Origin of the sequence: Kocuria tytonis (assembly GCF_003226895.2) — a bacterium.
Taxonomy (GTDB): domain Bacteria; phylum Actinomycetota; class Actinomycetes; order Actinomycetales; family Micrococcaceae; genus Kocuria; species Kocuria tytonis.
The window spans coordinates 449,890-466,422 of record NZ_PNJG02000001.1 but is presented as its reverse complement, the minus strand read 5'-3'; the positions used below and the strand labels follow the sequence as shown (position 1 = coordinate 466,422).

Annotated in this window: 11 protein-coding genes; 8 read left to right on the top strand and 3 right to left on the bottom strand. The window is 70.3% G+C overall.

Translation table 11 applies throughout. From position 1 onward, the window contains the following. The first annotated feature begins 29 nt into the window (after positions 1 to 29). The 3 genes from polA to rpsA all read left to right on the top strand — a co-directional run bounded on the left by polA (position 30) and on the right by rpsA (position 6,004). Positions 30 to 2,909, top strand: coding sequence for a DNA polymerase I (polA, locus tag C1C97_RS02090; RefSeq protein WP_199712155.1), 2,880 nt, complete (start codon positions 30 to 32; stop codon positions 2,907 to 2,909). A 47-nt stretch (positions 2,910 to 2,956) separates the two neighbouring features. Then, positions 2,957 to 4,351: a GNAT family N-acetyltransferase gene (locus C1C97_RS02085; protein WP_110918981.1), complete on the top strand. Its 1,395-nt coding sequence runs from the start codon at positions 2,957 to 2,959 to the stop codon at positions 4,349 to 4,351. Positions 4,352 to 4,510: 159 nt separating this feature from the next. After that, entirely contained in the window at positions 4,511 to 6,004 is a 1,494-nt protein-coding gene (gene rpsA, locus C1C97_RS02080) for a 30S ribosomal protein S1 (RefSeq protein WP_110918982.1), read from the top strand. 96 nt (positions 6,005 to 6,100) lie between these two features. Here rpsA and C1C97_RS02075 read toward each other — a convergent pair whose 3' ends face one another. Then, positions 6,101 to 6,820 carry an IMPACT family protein gene (locus C1C97_RS02075; protein ID WP_121029851.1) on the bottom strand — a complete coding sequence of 240 codons (720 nt, stop codon included), beginning with the start codon at positions 6,818 to 6,820 and terminating at the stop codon, positions 6,101 to 6,103. Between the two features lie 183 nt (positions 6,821 to 7,003). Here C1C97_RS02075 and C1C97_RS02070 point away from each other — a divergent pair, with 183 nt between their 5' ends. From C1C97_RS02070 to C1C97_RS02050, 5 genes are all read left to right on the top strand, one after another. Further along, complete coding sequence (locus tag C1C97_RS02070; protein WP_121029850.1) at positions 7,004 to 9,400, top strand: dephospho-CoA kinase; 2,397 nt, start codon at positions 7,004 to 7,006, stop codon at positions 9,398 to 9,400. After that, positions 9,369 to 9,992, top strand: coding sequence for a dephospho-CoA kinase (coaE, locus tag C1C97_RS02065; protein ID WP_121029849.1), 624 nt, complete (start codon positions 9,369 to 9,371; stop codon positions 9,990 to 9,992). Before C1C97_RS02070 ends, coaE begins: the two co-directional genes overlap by 32 nt. Before the next feature lie 217 nt (positions 9,993 to 10,209). After that, positions 10,210 to 12,333: an excinuclease ABC subunit UvrB gene (uvrB, locus tag C1C97_RS02060; RefSeq protein ID WP_121029848.1), complete on the top strand. Its 2,124-nt coding sequence runs from the start codon at positions 10,210 to 10,212 to the stop codon at positions 12,331 to 12,333. A gap of 107 nt (positions 12,334 to 12,440) precedes the next feature. Beyond that, positions 12,441 to 13,652 (top strand): TerC family protein, encoded by a 1,212-nt coding sequence (locus tag C1C97_RS02055; RefSeq protein WP_121029847.1) that lies wholly within the window; start codon positions 12,441 to 12,443, stop codon positions 13,650 to 13,652. 304 nt (positions 13,653 to 13,956) lie between these two features. Next, positions 13,957 to 15,252, top strand: coding sequence for a TerC family protein (locus C1C97_RS02050; RefSeq protein WP_121029846.1), 1,296 nt, complete (start codon positions 13,957 to 13,959; stop codon positions 15,250 to 15,252). Here the strand turns inward: C1C97_RS02050 and C1C97_RS02045 are convergent. After that, a complete protein-coding gene (locus C1C97_RS02045; RefSeq protein WP_110918989.1) occupies positions 15,249 to 15,749 on the bottom strand; it encodes a hypothetical protein in 501 nt (166 codons plus the stop codon). The two genes, C1C97_RS02050 and C1C97_RS02045, sit on opposite strands and share 4 nt — an antisense overlap. Next, complete coding sequence (locus tag C1C97_RS02040) at positions 15,746 to 16,465, bottom strand: winged helix-turn-helix transcriptional regulator (protein ID WP_110918990.1); 720 nt, start codon at positions 16,463 to 16,465, stop codon at positions 15,746 to 15,748. Before C1C97_RS02040 ends, C1C97_RS02045 begins: the two co-directional genes overlap by 4 nt. Positions 16,466 to 16,533 lie beyond the last annotated feature (68 nt).

The window sequence follows — 16,533 nt, the reverse complement described above, 5'->3', positions numbered from 1 at the left end:
CTGTCGCAGGGTGGCCCTAGGATGGTCCCGTGACTGAGACGAGCAGGCAGGCCAGCCAGGAATCATCCGAGTCCCGCACGGTGGTGATCGGCGCGAAGACCGGGCACCCCGCGGAGGTCCAGCTGCCCGTCCCGGTGTCCCGGCCCGGGAAGCGGCTGCTGCTGATCGACGGCCACTCACTGGCCTTCCGCGCGTTCTTCGCGCTGTCCCGCGCCGCGGAGTACGGCAACGGCCCCGGCTTCGTGACGTCCGAGGGCGTGCACACCGAGGCCGTGTACGGCTTCGTCAACACCATGGTCAAGCTCGTGCGGGAGGAGAAGCCCACGCACCTCGTGGTCTCCTTCGACCTCGAGGGCCCCACGCTGCGCTCCCAGGAGTACGGCGAGTACAAGAGCGGCCGCGACGAGACCCCCGAGGAGTTCCACGGTCAGATCCCCGCCATCCAGCGCGTCCTGGAGGCACTGGGCGTCCCGATCGTCACCATGCAGGGCCACGAGGCGGACGACGTCCTGGCCACCCTCGCCTCCGTGGCCGCCGCCGAGGACTTCGAGGTCCTGGTGTTCTCCGGCGACCGCGACGCCTTCCAGATGATCACGGACCACGTCACGGTGGTCTACCCCGGCCGCACCCCGTCCGACCTGCGCCGCATGGACGCGGCGGCCGTCTACGAGAAGTACAAGGTGGCGCCCCCCAACTACCCCGATCTCGCGGCACTCACGGGCGAGACCGCGGACAACCTCCCGGGTGTGCCCGGCGTGGGCCCCGGATTCGCCGCCAAGTGGATCGCCGCCTACGGCCCCGTGGAGTCGCTGCTGGAGCACGCGGAGGAGATCACGGGCAAGAAGGGGGAGGCGCTGCGCGAGAACGCGGACCTCGTGCGCCGCAACCGCAAACTCAACCGCCTGCTCACGGACCTGCCGCTGGACCTCGACCTCGCGGACGCCGCCCTCCCGGAGGCGGACCCGGAGCGGGTGGGAGAGGTCTTCGACGAGCTCGAGTTCGGATCCCAGCTGCGCTCGCGCCTGCTCGACGCCTTCGGGGCGCGGACCGCGGCCGACGCCGCCGCCACGGCACCCGAGGTCACGGACGTCACGCGGGTCCGCGCGGCCCAGCAGTTCACGGACTGGCTGGGCGCGCAGGAGGCCGGTGCGCCCGTCGTCGTGCGCCGGCTGTCCCCGGACCCCAAGGCACCCTCCGGACGGGAGGTCACCACCCTCGTGCTCACGGGGCGGACCGGGGCCGCCCTGGACCTCGTGGCCGCGGACCAGCCGCTCACCCGGGCCGTGGAGGACTGGCTCGGGGACGCCGCGGCCCCCAAGATCGTGGACGGGCTCAAGGACCTCCACCGCGGGCTGGGCCAGCGCGGCATCGCGCTGGAGGGGGTCCGCGACGACGTCCAGCTCTCGGGCTACCTCGTGCGCCCGGCACTGCGGTCCTACGAACTCGAGTCGCAGCTCGCGCAGCACCTGGAGGTGGAGGTCCCCGCCGCGGAGGCCGCCGCTGCCGGCTCCGACGCGCACGGCCAGACCGAGCTCGCGCTGGGCGAGGCGGACGAGCTCTCCGGCGTCGGTGACGCCGTGCTGGTCCGCGAGGCCACCCTCGGCCGGGCGTGCCGGGAGCTGAGCGAGCACCTGCGGGGACTGCTCGAGGCGGACGGGCAGCTCGGCCTGCTCACGGACCTCGAGCTGCCGCTGGCCGTGATCCTCGCCCGCATGGAGGCCACGGGCATCGCCATGGACCGCCCGGGGATCGACCGGCTGTTCGAGGACCTGCAGCAGCCCATCGACCGGGCGTTCGAGCAGGCCCAGGCGCAGCTGGACCACGAGGTCAACCTGGGCTCCACCAAGCAGCTGCAGGCCGTGATGTTCGACGAGCTCGGCCTGCCCAAGACCAAGAAGACCAAGACCGGCTACACCACGGACGCCGCGGCGGTGGCGGACCTGATCGGCAAGGTCTCGCCCGAGACCCCCGGCTCCCGGTTCCTCGTGGCGCTCATGAACTGGCGCGAGTACTCCAAGCTCAAGCAGATCGTGGCCGGGCTGCGGGACGCGATCGCGGACGACGGCCGGATCCACACCACCTACCAGCAGACCGTGGCCGCGACCGGCCGGCTGTCCTCCACCGGTCCCAACCTGCAGAACATCCCCGTGCGCACGGAGCAGGGCCAGCGCATCCGGGACGTGTTCGTGGTGGGACAGGACGGCGGCCCGTACGAGTGCCTGATGACCGCGGACTACTCGCAGATCGAGATGCGCATCATGGCGCACCTCTCCGGTGACGAGGGGCTCATCGAGGCCTTCCGCGGCGGTGAGGACCTGCACCGCTTCGTGGGCTCCCGCGTGTTCGACGTCTCCCCGCAGGAAGTCACCCCGCAGATGCGCTCCAAGGTCAAGGCCATGAGCTACGGGCTGGTCTACGGACTGAGCTCCTACGGGCTGTCCCAGCAGCTGGGGATCGGCGTGGACGAGGCCCGCACCATGATGAGCGGGTACTTCGAGCGCTTCGGCGGCGTGCGCGACTTCCTGCGCGGGGTGGTGGAGGATGCCCGCTCCAAGGGCTACACCGAGACCATCGACGGCCGCCGCCGGTACCTCCCGGACCTCACGAGCGAGAACCGCCAGGCCCGCCAGGCCGCCGAGCGCATGGCGCTGAACGCCCCCATCCAGGGCTCCGCGGCGGACATCATCAAGAAGGCGATGATCGGCGTGGACCGTGCCCTGCGGGACGGGCAGCTGCGCTCACGCGTGCTGCTGCAGGTCCACGACGAACTGATCGTGGAGGTCGCCCCCGGGGAGGGCGAGGCCGTGGAGCGGATCCTGCGCACCGAGATGGCCGGGGCCGCGGATCTCACCGTCCCCCTGGACGTCAACGTGGGCACGGGCCGCACCTGGCACCAGGCCGCCCACTGACGCGCGGCACGCGAGACCCCACGACCCCCGAGACGACGAGGAGCACCATGAGCACCACACCCCCGCAGCAGCCCTGCGAGACCAGCCACAGCGCACGCGGCAACACCTACACGCTGCGCCGCTTCACCGTGGGCGAGGGCGGCCCGGAGCAGAACCCGGAGGCGGTGCAGTGGAACCGTGCCGTGTCCCAGGGCTTCCACGACGGCGAACCCACCGCAGAGGCCACCGAGCGGGCGCTGGCCTCGATGCGGGCGGCCGGGACGCGCCTGCGCTCGGTCTACACCGCGGACCCGGTCCCCCCTGCCGCGCTGGGCGCCGAGCGTCCCGTGGCCACGTTCTGCTCGTGGGACTCCCAGCTGACCCTGGGGGAGGGTCGCAGCGTGCCGGCCTGGCTCATCTCCGAGGTCACCGTGCGCCCCACGCACGCCCGCAGGGGTCTGCTGCGCCGCCTCATGACGGACGACCTCACCGAGGCCCACCGGGCCGGTTTCCCGCTGGCGGCCCTCACGGCCTCCGAGGCCACCATCTACGGCCGGTTCGGCTTCGGTGCGGCCACGTTCAACGCGGAGGTCACGGTGGACGCCCACACCAGGCTGAACCTCAAGGCCCCCGCGGTCGGCTCCGTGGAGATGGCCGACAACGCCGCAGTGGCCCGACTGGCCCCGGAGATCTTCGCGCGCTTCCACGAGCGCACCGCGGGTTCGCTGACCCGCACGAAGAAGTGGTGGGACCTGATCTCGGGCGAGTGGAACTGGCACAAGGCCGCACCCGAGCCGGACGTCCGCACCGCGGTGCACTACGACGGGGCGGGGGAGCCGGACGGCTACGTGAGCTACCGGTTCCTGCCCACCCAGGGCTACCAGGGCACCCTCGAGGTCGTGGACCTCGTGGGCGTGACCCCGCAGTCGCGCATCGGGCTGTGGGAGTACCTGTGCAACCTGGACCTGGTCACCGAGGTGCGGTACAAAGCCGCGCAGATCGAGGACCCGCTGATGTGGGGCATGGTGGACATGTCCGCGTACACCGTGCGCAAGCGCTACGAGCAGGTGTGGTTGCGCGTCCTCGATCCCGTGGCGGCGCTGACGGCGCGCCCGTACACCTCCCACCGCCGGGTGACCCTGTCGATCGTGGACTCCATGGGCTTCGCGGACGGCATCTACGTGATCGACACCACGGGCGCTCGGACCCGGGTGGAACGGACGGGGGACCGGCCCCGCACGGAGGAGGACCGGCAGGGCAAGTCGCTGCCTGTGGTGGAGCTGCCGGACGGGGCGGACGCCGCTCTGAACGTCGACTCGCTCGGCTCGCTGTACCTCGGCGCGGTCAAGGCCTCCACCCTGCACGACGCCGGCCTGCTGCGCGTGCGGGACGCCACCGCGCTGCGTGACGTCCAGGCCCTGATGTCCACGCCCACGGAGCCGTACTGCATCTCCCCGTTCTGAGCGTCCCTCGCTTGAACGCGCACCCCGCCGGCACTAGACTGGCAGGGTGCGTGTTTTCGCACGCCCACACCAAGCTGTACGTTGCCGCTCCACCATGCCCCACCGGGCGGGGGCGGCGGCGATAAACCATCACACCAATTCCATCGGAGTCCCTACTACATGACCACCACCACCCAGCAGGTCGCCGTCAACGACATCGGAACCGAAGAGGACTTCCTCGCCGCTGTCGACGCGACCATCAAGTACTTCAACGACGGCGACCTCGTGGAAGGCACCGTCGTCAAGGTCGACCGCGACGAGGTCCTCCTGGACATCGGCTACAAGACCGAAGGTGTCATCCCCTCGCGCGAGCTGTCCATCAAGCACGACATCAACCCCGACGATGTCGTGGCCGTGGGTGACGAGGTGGAGGCTCTGGTCCTCACCAAGGAGGACAAGGAAGGCCGCCTGATCCTGTCCAAGAAGCGCGCTCAGTACGAGCGCGCCTGGGGCGACATCGAGAAGGTCAAGGAGGACGACGGCGTCGTCACCGGTACCGTCATCGAGGTCGTCAAGGGTGGTCTCATCCTGGACATCGGCCTGCGCGGCTTCCTGCCCGCCTCCCTCGTGGAGATGCGCCGTGTCCGCGACCTCGCTCCGTACATCGGCCAGCAGCTCGAGGCCAAGATCATCGAGCTGGACAAGAACCGCAACAACGTGGTCCTGTCCCGCCGCTCGTGGCTCGAGCAGACCCAGTCCGAGGTCCGCGCCAACTTCCTGCAGCAGCTGCAGAAGGGCCAGGTCCGCACGGGCACCGTGTCCTCGATCGTCAACTTCGGCGCGTTCGTGGACCTCGGTGGCGTGGACGGCCTGGTGCACGTCTCCGAGCTGTCCTGGAAGCACATCGACCACCCCTCCGAGGTCGTCGAGGTCGGTCAGGAAGTCACCGTGGAGGTCCTGGACGTGGACATGGACCGCGAGCGCGTGTCCCTGTCCCTGAAGGCCACCCAGGAGGATCCCTGGCAGCTCTTCGCCCGCACCCACGCCCTGGGTCAGGTCGTGCCGGGCAAGGTCACCAAGCTGGTTCCCTTCGGTGCGTTCGTGCGCGTCGAGGACGGCATCGAGGGTCTGGTGCACATCTCCGAGCTGGCGCAGCGCCACGTGGACATGGCCGAGCAGGTCGTGTCCGTGAACGAGGAGCTCTTCGTCAAGGTCATCGACATCGACCTGGACCGCCGCCGGATCTCGCTGTCCCTGAAGCAGGCGAACGAGGGTGTGGACCCGGAGTCCACCGAGTTCGATCCCGCCCAGTACGGCATGGCCGCCGAGTACGACGACCAGGGCAACTACAAGTACCCCGAGGGCTTCGATCCCGAGACCAACGAGTGGATCGAGGGCTACGAGGAGCAGCGCGCGGCCTGGGAGGAGCAGTACGCCCAGGCGCAGTCCCGCTGGGAGGCCCACAAGGAGCAGGTGCGCAAGCACATCCAGGACGATCTGGAAGCCGCGACCACCTCGTCGTCGTCCTCTTCCTCCTCGTCGTCCCCCGCTCCGTCGCAGAGCCACTCCTCCGGCCCCACGAGCTACTCCTCCGAGGCTCCGGCCGAGGACTCCGGCACGCTGGCGTCCGACGAGGCCCTCGCTGCCCTGCGCGAGAAGCTCACCGGTCACTGAGTGACGCGTGACGGTGCCCGCTGACAGGCACTGATCCGCACGAAAGAGGTCCCGCACCCCGTCAGGGGTGCGGGACCTCTCGCGTTGCCGGCAGCGCTACGACCCCGGCACGTCCCGCCACCGGGGCGGCCCGAGCCGCACCGCGGCGCGGCCGGAGGTGATGCTCGCGAGCGCCTCCTGGGCGGCCCGCAGCTCGGCGGGCAGGTCCGGGACGAGCAGGTGCAGGGTGGCCCGGGCGGCGTCGTAGTCCGTGGGCTGCACCGTGAAGCCCTGGGCGCGCAGCTCGGCCTCCACCCGCCCGGCGTCCGCGTGGGCAGCGGTGAGGTCCACCTCGCGGCACCGCAGCCGGCGGAGCAGGGGAGCGCCCTGCAGTGCCGCGCTCACGGCACCCGAGTAGGCCCGGACCAGTCCGCCCGCGCCGAGCTTCACACCACCGAACCAGCGCACGACCACGGCGCACACGTCCGAGAGGTCCCCGGGTGCGCCGGCGGCGTGCTGCCGCGGGGTGGCGTACTGGGTCAGGGCCTGGAGGATGGGCATGCCCGCGGTGCCGGACGGTTCGCCGTCGTCCGAGGAGCGTGCGACCTCACGACCGGGGCCCAGGACGAACGCCGTGCAGTGGTGCCTGGCGTCCCGGTGCTCGGCGGCCGTGCGCGCGATCAGCTCGCGGGCCTCGTCCTCGCTGTCCACGCGGCCCAGGACGGCGAGGAAGCGGGACTTCCTGACCTCGAGCTCGGCGGTGTGCGGGGCGCCCGGGCGCAGGACCGTGTAGGAGACGCGCGGCTCGGCGGGGAGATCGGCGGGGTCTGTGGACACCCGCCCAGTGTAGGGACCGGCCCGTGTGCCCGGCCGAGCGACCGGTTCCCGCGGTGCGTGGCACGTCACGGCCGGGACGGCCCGCCGGTGGGCGGTGCCACCGCCCGGGACCGATACAGTGAGTGCGGCCGTCCTCGGGGCGGCCCGACCGCACCCCCGTCCGCTAGTCCAAGGCTTGGCCCCATGCTCAATCGTCTGCACGACCGTCTCGGGCTGCGCACCTCGCCCGCCATCTTCTTCGTCTCCGCGGCGCTGGTCGTGGTGTTCACCGCGGCCATGGGCCTGTTCCCCGGCCCCGTGCAGGCGGTGTTCGGGGCCGTGGCGCACGTGCTGCGGTACCAGACGGGGTGGTTCTACACGTTCAGCGTCACGGCGCTGGTGATCTTCGCGCTGGGCCTGGCCGTGAGCCGCTACGGTCGCGTCAAGATCGGCGACGACGACTCCTCGCCCGCCTACTCGGGCCTCACCTGGTTCGGCATGCTGTTCGCGGCCGGTGTGGGCGCCGTGCTGATGTTCTGGGGCGTGGCCGAGCCCATCAACCACTACGCGAACCCGCCCATGTACGGGACGGACCCCGCCTCGGACCGGGCGGCGGTGGAGGCGCTGAACATCGCGAACTTCCACTTCGGGCTTCACATGTGGGTCATCCTGGCCGTGCCCGGGCTGGCGTTCGGGTACTTCACGTACAAGCGCAAGCTGCCCCCGCGCGTCTCGTCCGCGTTCCACCCGCTGCTCGGCGACGGCATCCACGGCCCGTGGGGCAAGGCGATCGACGTCCTGTCGATCGTGGCCACGGTCTTCGGCCTGGCTGTGTCCGTGGGACTGGGCTCCCTGCAGATCAACAGCGGCCTGACCTACGTGTACGGGATCCCCATGGCCGGGTGGATCCAGGCCGTGATCATCGCGCTGATCACCGCCGTGGGCCTCGCCTCCGTGCTCGCGGGCATGGAGAAGGGCGTGAAGCGGCTGTCCTACGCCAACATCATCCTGGCCGTGGCACTCATGCTGTTCGTCCTGATGGCCGGCGCGAGCATGGACACGATGCGCGCCGTGGTGGAGTCCACCGGCAGCTACGTCAACCAGCTGCCCACCCTGGCGTTCTTCAACGACACGTTCGGCGGTGGCCAGTGGTCCGGGGACTGGACCGTCTTCTACTGGGCCTGGACCGTCACATGGGCCCCGTTCGTGGGGATGTTCGTGGCCAAGATCTCCCGGGGCCGCACCATCCGCGAGTTCGTGGTGGGCGTGCTGGGCGTGCCGTCCGCGTTCGTGGTGGTGTGGATGGGGATCTACGGGTACAACGCCATGCGCGTCGACCGCGCCCCCGGGACACGGGGCAGCCTCACGGAGACCATCGTCACCCAGGGCAACCCGGAGGCCGCGCTGTTCCAGTTCCTGCAGTCCATGCCGTGGTTCGGGGTCACGGCGCTGGTGGCGCTGGTCGTGATCACCATCTTCTTCATCACCTCCATCGACTCCGGCGCGCTCGTCATGGACGCCATGGCCAACGGGCACGAGGACGAGGGCCCGCGCCGCCAGCGCATCTTCTGGACCGTGGCGGTCGGTGCGGTGTGCACGGCCATCGTGCTGACCTCGGGCGAGAACGGGCTGGACGCACTGCAGGAGGTCATCATCGTGATCGGCGCTCCCGTGATGCTGCTGGAGGTGCTGCAGGCCGCGATGCTGCTGCAGGCCCTGCGCCAGGACGCCGGCACCGCGAAGCCCGTGCGCACCCGGCAGTGGAAGCACGTGCTGCCCGCGGAGGAGTACCACCGGCGGGCGCAGGAGGACACCTCCGCCGTGGCGGAGTACGTGATCCGCCCCGAGTACGAGGTGGGCACCGAGCCCGAGAACGACACCCACCAGCCCCGCACGTGGCACTGGCAGCGGGAGCAGGAGGGCCGCCCGGTCTACCAGCTCGCGCTCACCGGTGGTGCCTCCGCGGGAAAGCGCACCGCCGCCCACGCGTTCGAGGAGCTCGGCGCCGTCATGCTCGACAGCACGCAGCTGTGGCGCGGGCTGCTGGAGCCGGGGACCGGCACGCGCGCGGAGGTGGACCGGATCTTCGGCGAGCAGCTGCCGAGCGGCGTCGGCGCCGGTGCGGCGGAGACCATGGCCGCGCTGGACGAGCTGATGGCCCAGAACGACACCGTGCGGGCCCGGGCCCACGAGCTGCTCATGCCGGGGATGCGGGAGGCCGCCCGGCGCCGCGCGCGGGAGATCGGCCCGGACTGCGTCATGGTGCAGGTGCTGCGCGATCCCCTCGAGACCGAGCAGCGGGACCGCTTCGACCTCGTGGTGGCGGTGGCGGCTCCCGCGGAGGAGCGGGTGCAGCGGCTGCGCCGGGACGCGGGCCTGCCGGCGGACGTCGCGTGGGACGTGGTGGACCAGGCGCCCTCGGACGACGAGACGCGCGAGGCCGCCGACTGCGTGATCCGCAACGACGGCGGGGTGGACCGGGTGCGCGAGCAGGTCCGTGAGATCTGGGAGGATCGGATCCGACCGGTGCTCGACGAGAACGGCCCCGCGGCCGCGGAAGGACACGACCATGACGCTCTTCACACGCCCGGGGCACACTGAGGTCCTGCGGGTCGGTCTCACGGGTGGGATCGCCTCCGGGAAGTCCACGGTGTCCCGCTGCCTCACGGCGCTCGGGGCGCTCGTGGTGGACGCGGACGCCATCGCCCGGCAGCTGCAGGAACCGGGTGAGGCGGGATACGAGGCCATCGTGGAGCGCTTCGGACCGGACGTCCTGGAGCGGGACACGCGGCGGCTGGACCGCGCAGCCCTGGCGGCCGTCGTGTTCGAGGACGCGGCGCGGCTCGCGGAGCTCAACGCGATCATGCACCCGCTCGTGCGCGCCGAGGCGGCCCGGCTGGCGGCCACGGTGCCGCCCGGCGGCGTGCTGGTCCAGGACATCCCCCTGCTCGTGGAGACGGGTCAGCACACGGCCATGGACCGCGTCCTGGTGGTCGAGGCGCCCGAGGACGAGCGCGTCCGCCGCATGGTCGCCGACCGCGGCATGAGCGCCGACGACGCACGACGCCGCATCGCCGCCCAGGCCTCGGACGCCGAGCGTCGTGCCGTGGCCACCACGGTGTTCGACAACTCCGGAACGCGCGAGGACCTCGAGCGCCAGGTGCGCCGGTGGTGGGAGGCCGAGACGGCCTGACCGGTCGCCACCGGGCGCCGCCGGTCCGGGACGGGGATACCGCCCCGGGCCGCAAGGCCCCGGGGTCGGACCGGCTCGTGCGCGCCCCGGGCGATCCCGGGACGCCGCAGGCACCCGGCTCGTCCCGGGCCACCTCCGGGCACCCGGCCGGTCGAGGGGCGCCCGTGGGCGGCCGTGCGGCGTCGTCCGTGTCGGTGGCCGCGCGTAGCCTGGTGCCATGTCGCTCGCGCAGAAGATCAACCGTGTGGTCGCCCCGTTCGAGGTCGTGTCCGAGTTCCAGCCCGCCGGGGACCAGCCCAAGGCCATCGCGGAGCTCACGCAACGCATCCAGGGCGGCGAGAAGGACGTGGTGCTCATGGGCGCCACGGGCACCGGCAAGTCCGCCACCGCGGCGTGGCTGATCGAGTCCGTGCAGCGCCCCACGCTGCTGCTCGTGCAGAACAAGACGCTCGCCGCGCAGCTGGCCAACGAACTGCGGGAGCTGCTGCCCAACAACGCGGTGGAGTACTTCGTCTCCTACTACGACTACTACCAGCCCGAGGCCTACGTCCCCCAGACGGACACCTTCATCGAGAAGGACTCCTCGATCAACGAGGAGGTGGAGCGGCTGCGGCACTCCGCCACCAACGCCCTGCTCACGCGCCGGGACACCGTGGTGGTCTCCACCGTGTCCTGCATCTACGGCCTGGGCACGCCCGAGGAGTACGTCAAGCAGATGGTCACCCTGGCCGTGGGCCAGGAGATGGACCGGGACGCCCTGCTGCGCCAGTTCGTGAACATGCAGTACGTCCGCAACGACGTCGACTTCCACCGCGGGACCTTCCGCGTGCGCGGGGACACCGTGGAGATCATTCCCATGTACGAGGAGAACGCCCTGCGGATCGAGTTCTTCGGGGACGAGATCGAGGCCATCTACACCCTGCACCCGCTGACCGGGGAGATCATCAACGAGGAGCAGGAGATGTACGTCTTCCCCGCCTCCCACTACGTGGCCGGGGCGGAGCGGATGGCGGGGGCCATCGAGTCCATCCAGAACGAGCTGCAGGAGCGGCTGCAGGAGCTCGAGTCCCAGAACAAGCTCGTGGAGGCCCAGCGGCTGCGCATGCGCACCACTTACGACCTCGAGATGATGGAGCAGATGGGCTACTGCAACGGCATCGAGAACTACTCGCTGCACATCGACGGCCGTCCGCGCGGCTCCGCCCCGCACTGCCTGCTGGACTACTTCCCGGACGACTTCCTGCTCGTCATCGACGAGTCCCACGTGACCGTGCCGCAGATCGGCGGCATGTACGAGGGGGACATGTCCCGCAAGCGCACCCTGGTGGACCACGGCTTCCGCCTGCCCTCCGCCATGGACAACCGGCCCCTGAAGTGGGGGGAGTTCCTGGAGCGGATCGGGCAGACCATGTACATGTCCGCGACCCCCGGGCCGTACGAGATGTCCAAGGTCGACTCCGTGGTGCAGCAGATCATCCGCCCCACCGGACTGGTGGACCCCCAGGTGATCGTGAAACCCACCAAGGGTCAGATCGACGACCTCCTGGAGCAGATCGAGCTGCGCGTGGAGCGGGACGAGCGCGTGCTCGTGACCACCCTCACCAAGCGCATGGCCGAGGACCTCACCGAGTACCTCATGGAGCACGGCGTGCGGGTGCAGTACCTGCACTCGGACGTGGACACCCTGCGCCGCGTGGAGCTGCTGCGGGAGCTGCGCATGGGCACGTTCGACGTCCTCGTGGGCATCAACCTGCTGCGCGAGGGCCTGGACCTGCCGGAGGTGTCCCTGGTGGCCATCCTGGACGCGGACAAGGAGGGCTTCCTGCGCTCCACCACCTCGCTCATCCAGACCATCGGGCGTGCCGCCCGAAACGTCTCGGGTGAGGTGCACATGTACGCGGACAGGATCACCAGGTCCATGGACGTGGCCATCGAGGAGACCAACCGGCGCCGCGAGATCCAGGTGGCGTACAACGAGGAGCACGGGATCGACCCCACTCCGCTGCGCAAGAAGATCGCGGACATCACCGACCAGCTGGCCCGCGAGGACGAGGACACCAAGAGCCTGCTGGCGCAGCGCTCCGCGGCCAACAACCACACCGCCCCCGTCAAGGGCGGCAAGGCGAAGGATAAGGGCGCGGCCGCCGCAGGGTCCAAGCTGCTGCGGGACGGTGTGGCCGCCGCTCCCGCCGAGGACCTCGTGCAGCTCATCGAGGACCTCAGCGAGCAGATGCGCAATGCCGCCGCCGAGCTGAAGTTCGAACTCGCGGGCCGGCTGCGGGACGAGATCGCCGATCTCAAGAAGGAGCTGCGCCGCATGAAGGACGCCGGCCACGCGTGACCGGGCGCACGTCCCCGCTGGTGGGACGGGCGGGTCGGGTAAACTCTCGGAGTTATACGGCCCAGTTCAGGGTTGTTCCCTGCCACTCTCTCGCCTAAGGGGTACCCGTGGAGATTTCCGGACTGCAATGGGGGATCACCATCGCGGTGATCGTGGGTCTGCTCGCCTACGACTTCATCTTCCACGCGCGCAAGCCGCATGAGCCGACCGTCAGGGAAGCGGCCACGTGGACCGGACTGTACGTGTCCCTCGCGCTGCTGTTCGGTCTGCTCGTGCTGTTCTGGGACGGCCCGGGGTTCGCGGCGGAGTACTACGCCGGCTTCGTCACGGAGCAGGCACTGTCCGTGGACAACCTGTTCGTGTTCCTCATCATCATGGCCTCCTTCAAGGTGCCCCGGGCGGACCAGCAGAAGGTGCTGCTGTTCGGCATCGTGGTCGCGCTGATCGCCCGCACGCTGTTCATCTTCGTGGGCGCCGCGGCCATCAACCGGTGGGCCGCCCTGTTCTACGTCTTCGGGCTCTTCCTCATCTACACGGCCGGGAACCTCGTCAAGGGGGAGGTCACGGACAAGGACGAGGACGACGAGGCCAACAACATCATGGTGCGCCTGGCCAAGCGCTTCCTGAAGACAACGGACGAGTACGACGGTGACAAGCTCTTCACCGAGGTGGACGGCAAGCGCGTGATGACGCCCATGCTGCTGGTGATGGTGGCCATCGGGCTGACGGACATCATGTTCGCCCTGGACTCGATCCCCGCGATCTTCGGACTCACCCAGGAGACGTACATCGTCTTCACCGCCACGGCGTTCTCGCTCATGGGTCTGCGCCAGCTGTACTTCCTGATCGACGGTCTGCTGGACCGCCTGATCTACCTCTCCTGGGGTCTGGCGCTCATCCTGGGGTTCATCGGTGTGAAGCTCATCCTGCACGCCCTGCACGAGAACACCCTGCCGTTCATCAACGACGGCGAACCGGTGCACGTGGTCGAGGTGACCACCGGGTTCTCGCTGGCCGTGATCGTGGGGGTTCTGGTTGTCACCGTCCTGGCCTCGCTGTTCAGCCCCAAGGGCCGCGCCGTGCGCATCATCAACGGCGCCCGGGACTGGTCCGAGCGCTACCTGGCCATGCCGGAGTCCGCGCCGGTGGAGGAGCGGAGCAAGGCTGCGGAGAAGATGAAGAAGTACCGGGAGCAGCTGCCCTCCGTGAAGGAGAAGTACCGGGACGAGCTCATCGAGTCCGAGGCCCGCTACCACGATCTCCTCGAGCGGGCCCACGGTCTGCGCAAGCGTCGGGTCGCGGAGGCGGAGAACCGCTGAGTCACCGGCCGAGGGCCCCGTCGAGCACCGATCGGCGGGGCCCTCGGTGCTTCCCGGGCCGCGCGGGTGAGGTGGCCCGGTGGTGCCCGCGCCCGCGGGGCACGCCCTGGGACGACCGGCCGGTAACCGGTATCATGGTGAGCGTTCAAGGGAGTATCCCTCGCATTCCGTGCACGTCAGTACGCCGGGCGCCATCGTCCGGCCGGGCACGGACCACGTTCCTCGAGTCGGCCACCGGTCATCCGGAGCCACGAGCGTGGGGGAGAGACTTGTGCGGTTCCGGCAACCCACAAGGAGTTCCTCCGTGGAAATCACGTCCCTGCAGTGGGGCATCACCATTGCCCTCATCCTGGGCCTGCTGGCCTACGACTTCCTGTTCCACGTCCGCACGGCGCACGAACCCACCATCCGTGAAGCCGCCGTGTGGTCCGCGGTCTACGTGGGGATCGCCCTGCTGTTCGGGTTCGTGATCCTGTGGCTGGACGGCCCCACACTGATGGCCGAGTACTACGGCGGGTACGTCACGGAGAAGGCGCTGTCCGTGGACAACCTCTTCGTGTTCCTCATCATCATGGGATCGTTCGCCGTGCCGCGCGCGGATCAGCAGAAGGTGCTGCTGTTCGGCATCATCTTCGCGCTCGTCGCCCGCACCGGGTTCATCTTCGTGGGCGCCGCGGCCATCAACGCGTTCTCCTGGGTCTTCTACCTCTTCGGCCTGATCCTGATCTTCACGGCGGGCAACCTCGTCAGGGGGGAGGTCACCGAGAAGGCCTCCGACGACGCCGACAATCTCGTGGTGCGCCTGGCCCGCCGGGTGTTCCACACCTCCGAGCACTACGACGGGGACAAACTGTTCACCGTGGAGAACGGCAGGCGCGTCCTGACCCCCATGCTCCTGGTCATGGTGGCGATCGGCGGCACCGACATCCTGTTCGCGCTGGACTCGATCCCGGCGATCTTCGGGCTCACCCAGGAGCCGTACATCGTGTTCACGGCCACCGCGTTCTCGCTGATGGGTCTGCGGCAGCTCTACTTCCTGATCGACGGTCTGCTGGACCGCCTGATCTACCTCTCGTGGGGACTGTCGCTCATCCTGGCGTTCATCGGGGTGAAGCTCATCCTTCACGCCCTGCACGAGAACACGCTGCCGTTCGTCAACGGCGGCGAGCACGTGGCCGTGGTGGAGATCGGGATCGGCGCCTCCCTCGCCGTGATCGTGGGCGTCCTCGTTCTCACCGTGCTCGCCTCGCTGTTCAGCCCCAAGGGCCGCGCGCTGCGCACGATCCAGCGGACCCAGGACCTCACGGAGCGCTACCTGGCGCTGCCGGGGGACGCACCGGCGCAGCAGCGGCACGAGCTGGCGCGCGAGCTCGATGAGCGGCGGGCGCACTTCCCGCGGATCTCGGAGCAGCACAAGAACGAGCTGATCGACTCCCGCGCCCGGTTCCGCGCCATGCTGGAGACCGCGCGTGGTCAGCACCGCGAGTTCGAGGAGACGGGACGGGTGCGGTCCCCGTCCCCGGACGTCCCGTCGAGCGCGGGGGAGCAGCGAGCGGCGTCCTCCGGCGGTTCCACGGCCTCCCGTGGGACCGGGCGCTAGCCGGCGAAGGGCCCCGGCGGCGTGGTGCACCACAGTGCCGCGCCCGCGAAGAGGGCCGCCCACAGCAAGGAGACGAGCGTGCCGATGATGAACTGCTCGCGCTGCTGGGCGTTGGTGAACTCGCCGTAGCGGGCCAGCCCCTTGACGGCCACGACCACCCCGATGCCCACCACCAGCCCGGTCAGGAGGGACACCATGGTGGCGGCCCGTTCCAGGGCGCCGATGACCAGACCACCGCGCAGCGGCGGGTCCACGGGATCGGCGGTGGCCTCCGACTCGCTCCAGGGACTCTGCGCGGGCTGCGCGCGCTGGTTGGAGACGTCGGCGAAGGCGAACACGGCGCGCACCACGGGATCCCCCGACAGCGTCCCCCCCACGAGCAGAGCGGGGTAGGCCCACTCGCGCGGAACCGTCCCGGAGACCCACGTGAGACCGGCGGTGACGACCACGAGCGCGGCGGGCAGCACCAGGGTGGCCAGGGGACGCGCATGGTTCACGACGTCGCCCCCGCGGCCGAGGCGCCCAGCCCGGGCGCCGCGCGGGGCGGTTCACTCGGCCGCTCACCCGGCCGGGCAGGGGCCGCACCCGGGGTGTCGTCCGGACCCGACGGATCGTGGCCGGCGGGGGAGTCCGCGTCCGCGAGCTCCAGGAGGGCCACGAGGGCCTGCCGGGCCTCGACGTCCTGCTGCCACATCGCGGCGCGCAGCCGCCGGGAGACCGAGGACTGGCCGATGCCCAGGCGCTCGGCGATCTCGAGCTGGGTGAGACCGGCGTCCGCCAGCTCGGCCGCCTCCCGGCCGGCCGCGGAACGGCGGGCCCGGACGGCGCACAGCAGCGCGAGGACGGCTCCCGACCGCTCGGCCCAGGCGTCGCCGCGCACGGCGGGCGTCTCCAGGTCCTTGGCGGCGTTCACGGCGTCCCGCGCCGCGATGAAGGCCGGTCCCGTGGACTCCCGGACGGAGCCGGCGAGCGGGAGGTCCACCGCCCCGATTCCCAGGCCCACGTGCCAGCGGTCCGTGAGGGCGAGCGCGAGCACCGCGTCCAGGACGCGAGCGGCGTCGTCGTAGAGCGCCTGGAGCTCGTCGCCGGCGTTGATGTCCCAGTCGAGCGCGGGCCGGGGAAGGTGGCTCTGCAGGACGTGGCGCTGCTCCCGCATGCTCGGCCCGTGCTGCTCACGGCGCGAGGCGCGGCGGTCGATGGTGAGAACGAACACGGTGTCCCTTTCCCGAACGTATGCGCTCAGATGTGCATAGCACCAGAATATGCGCCCTAGAGCGCATA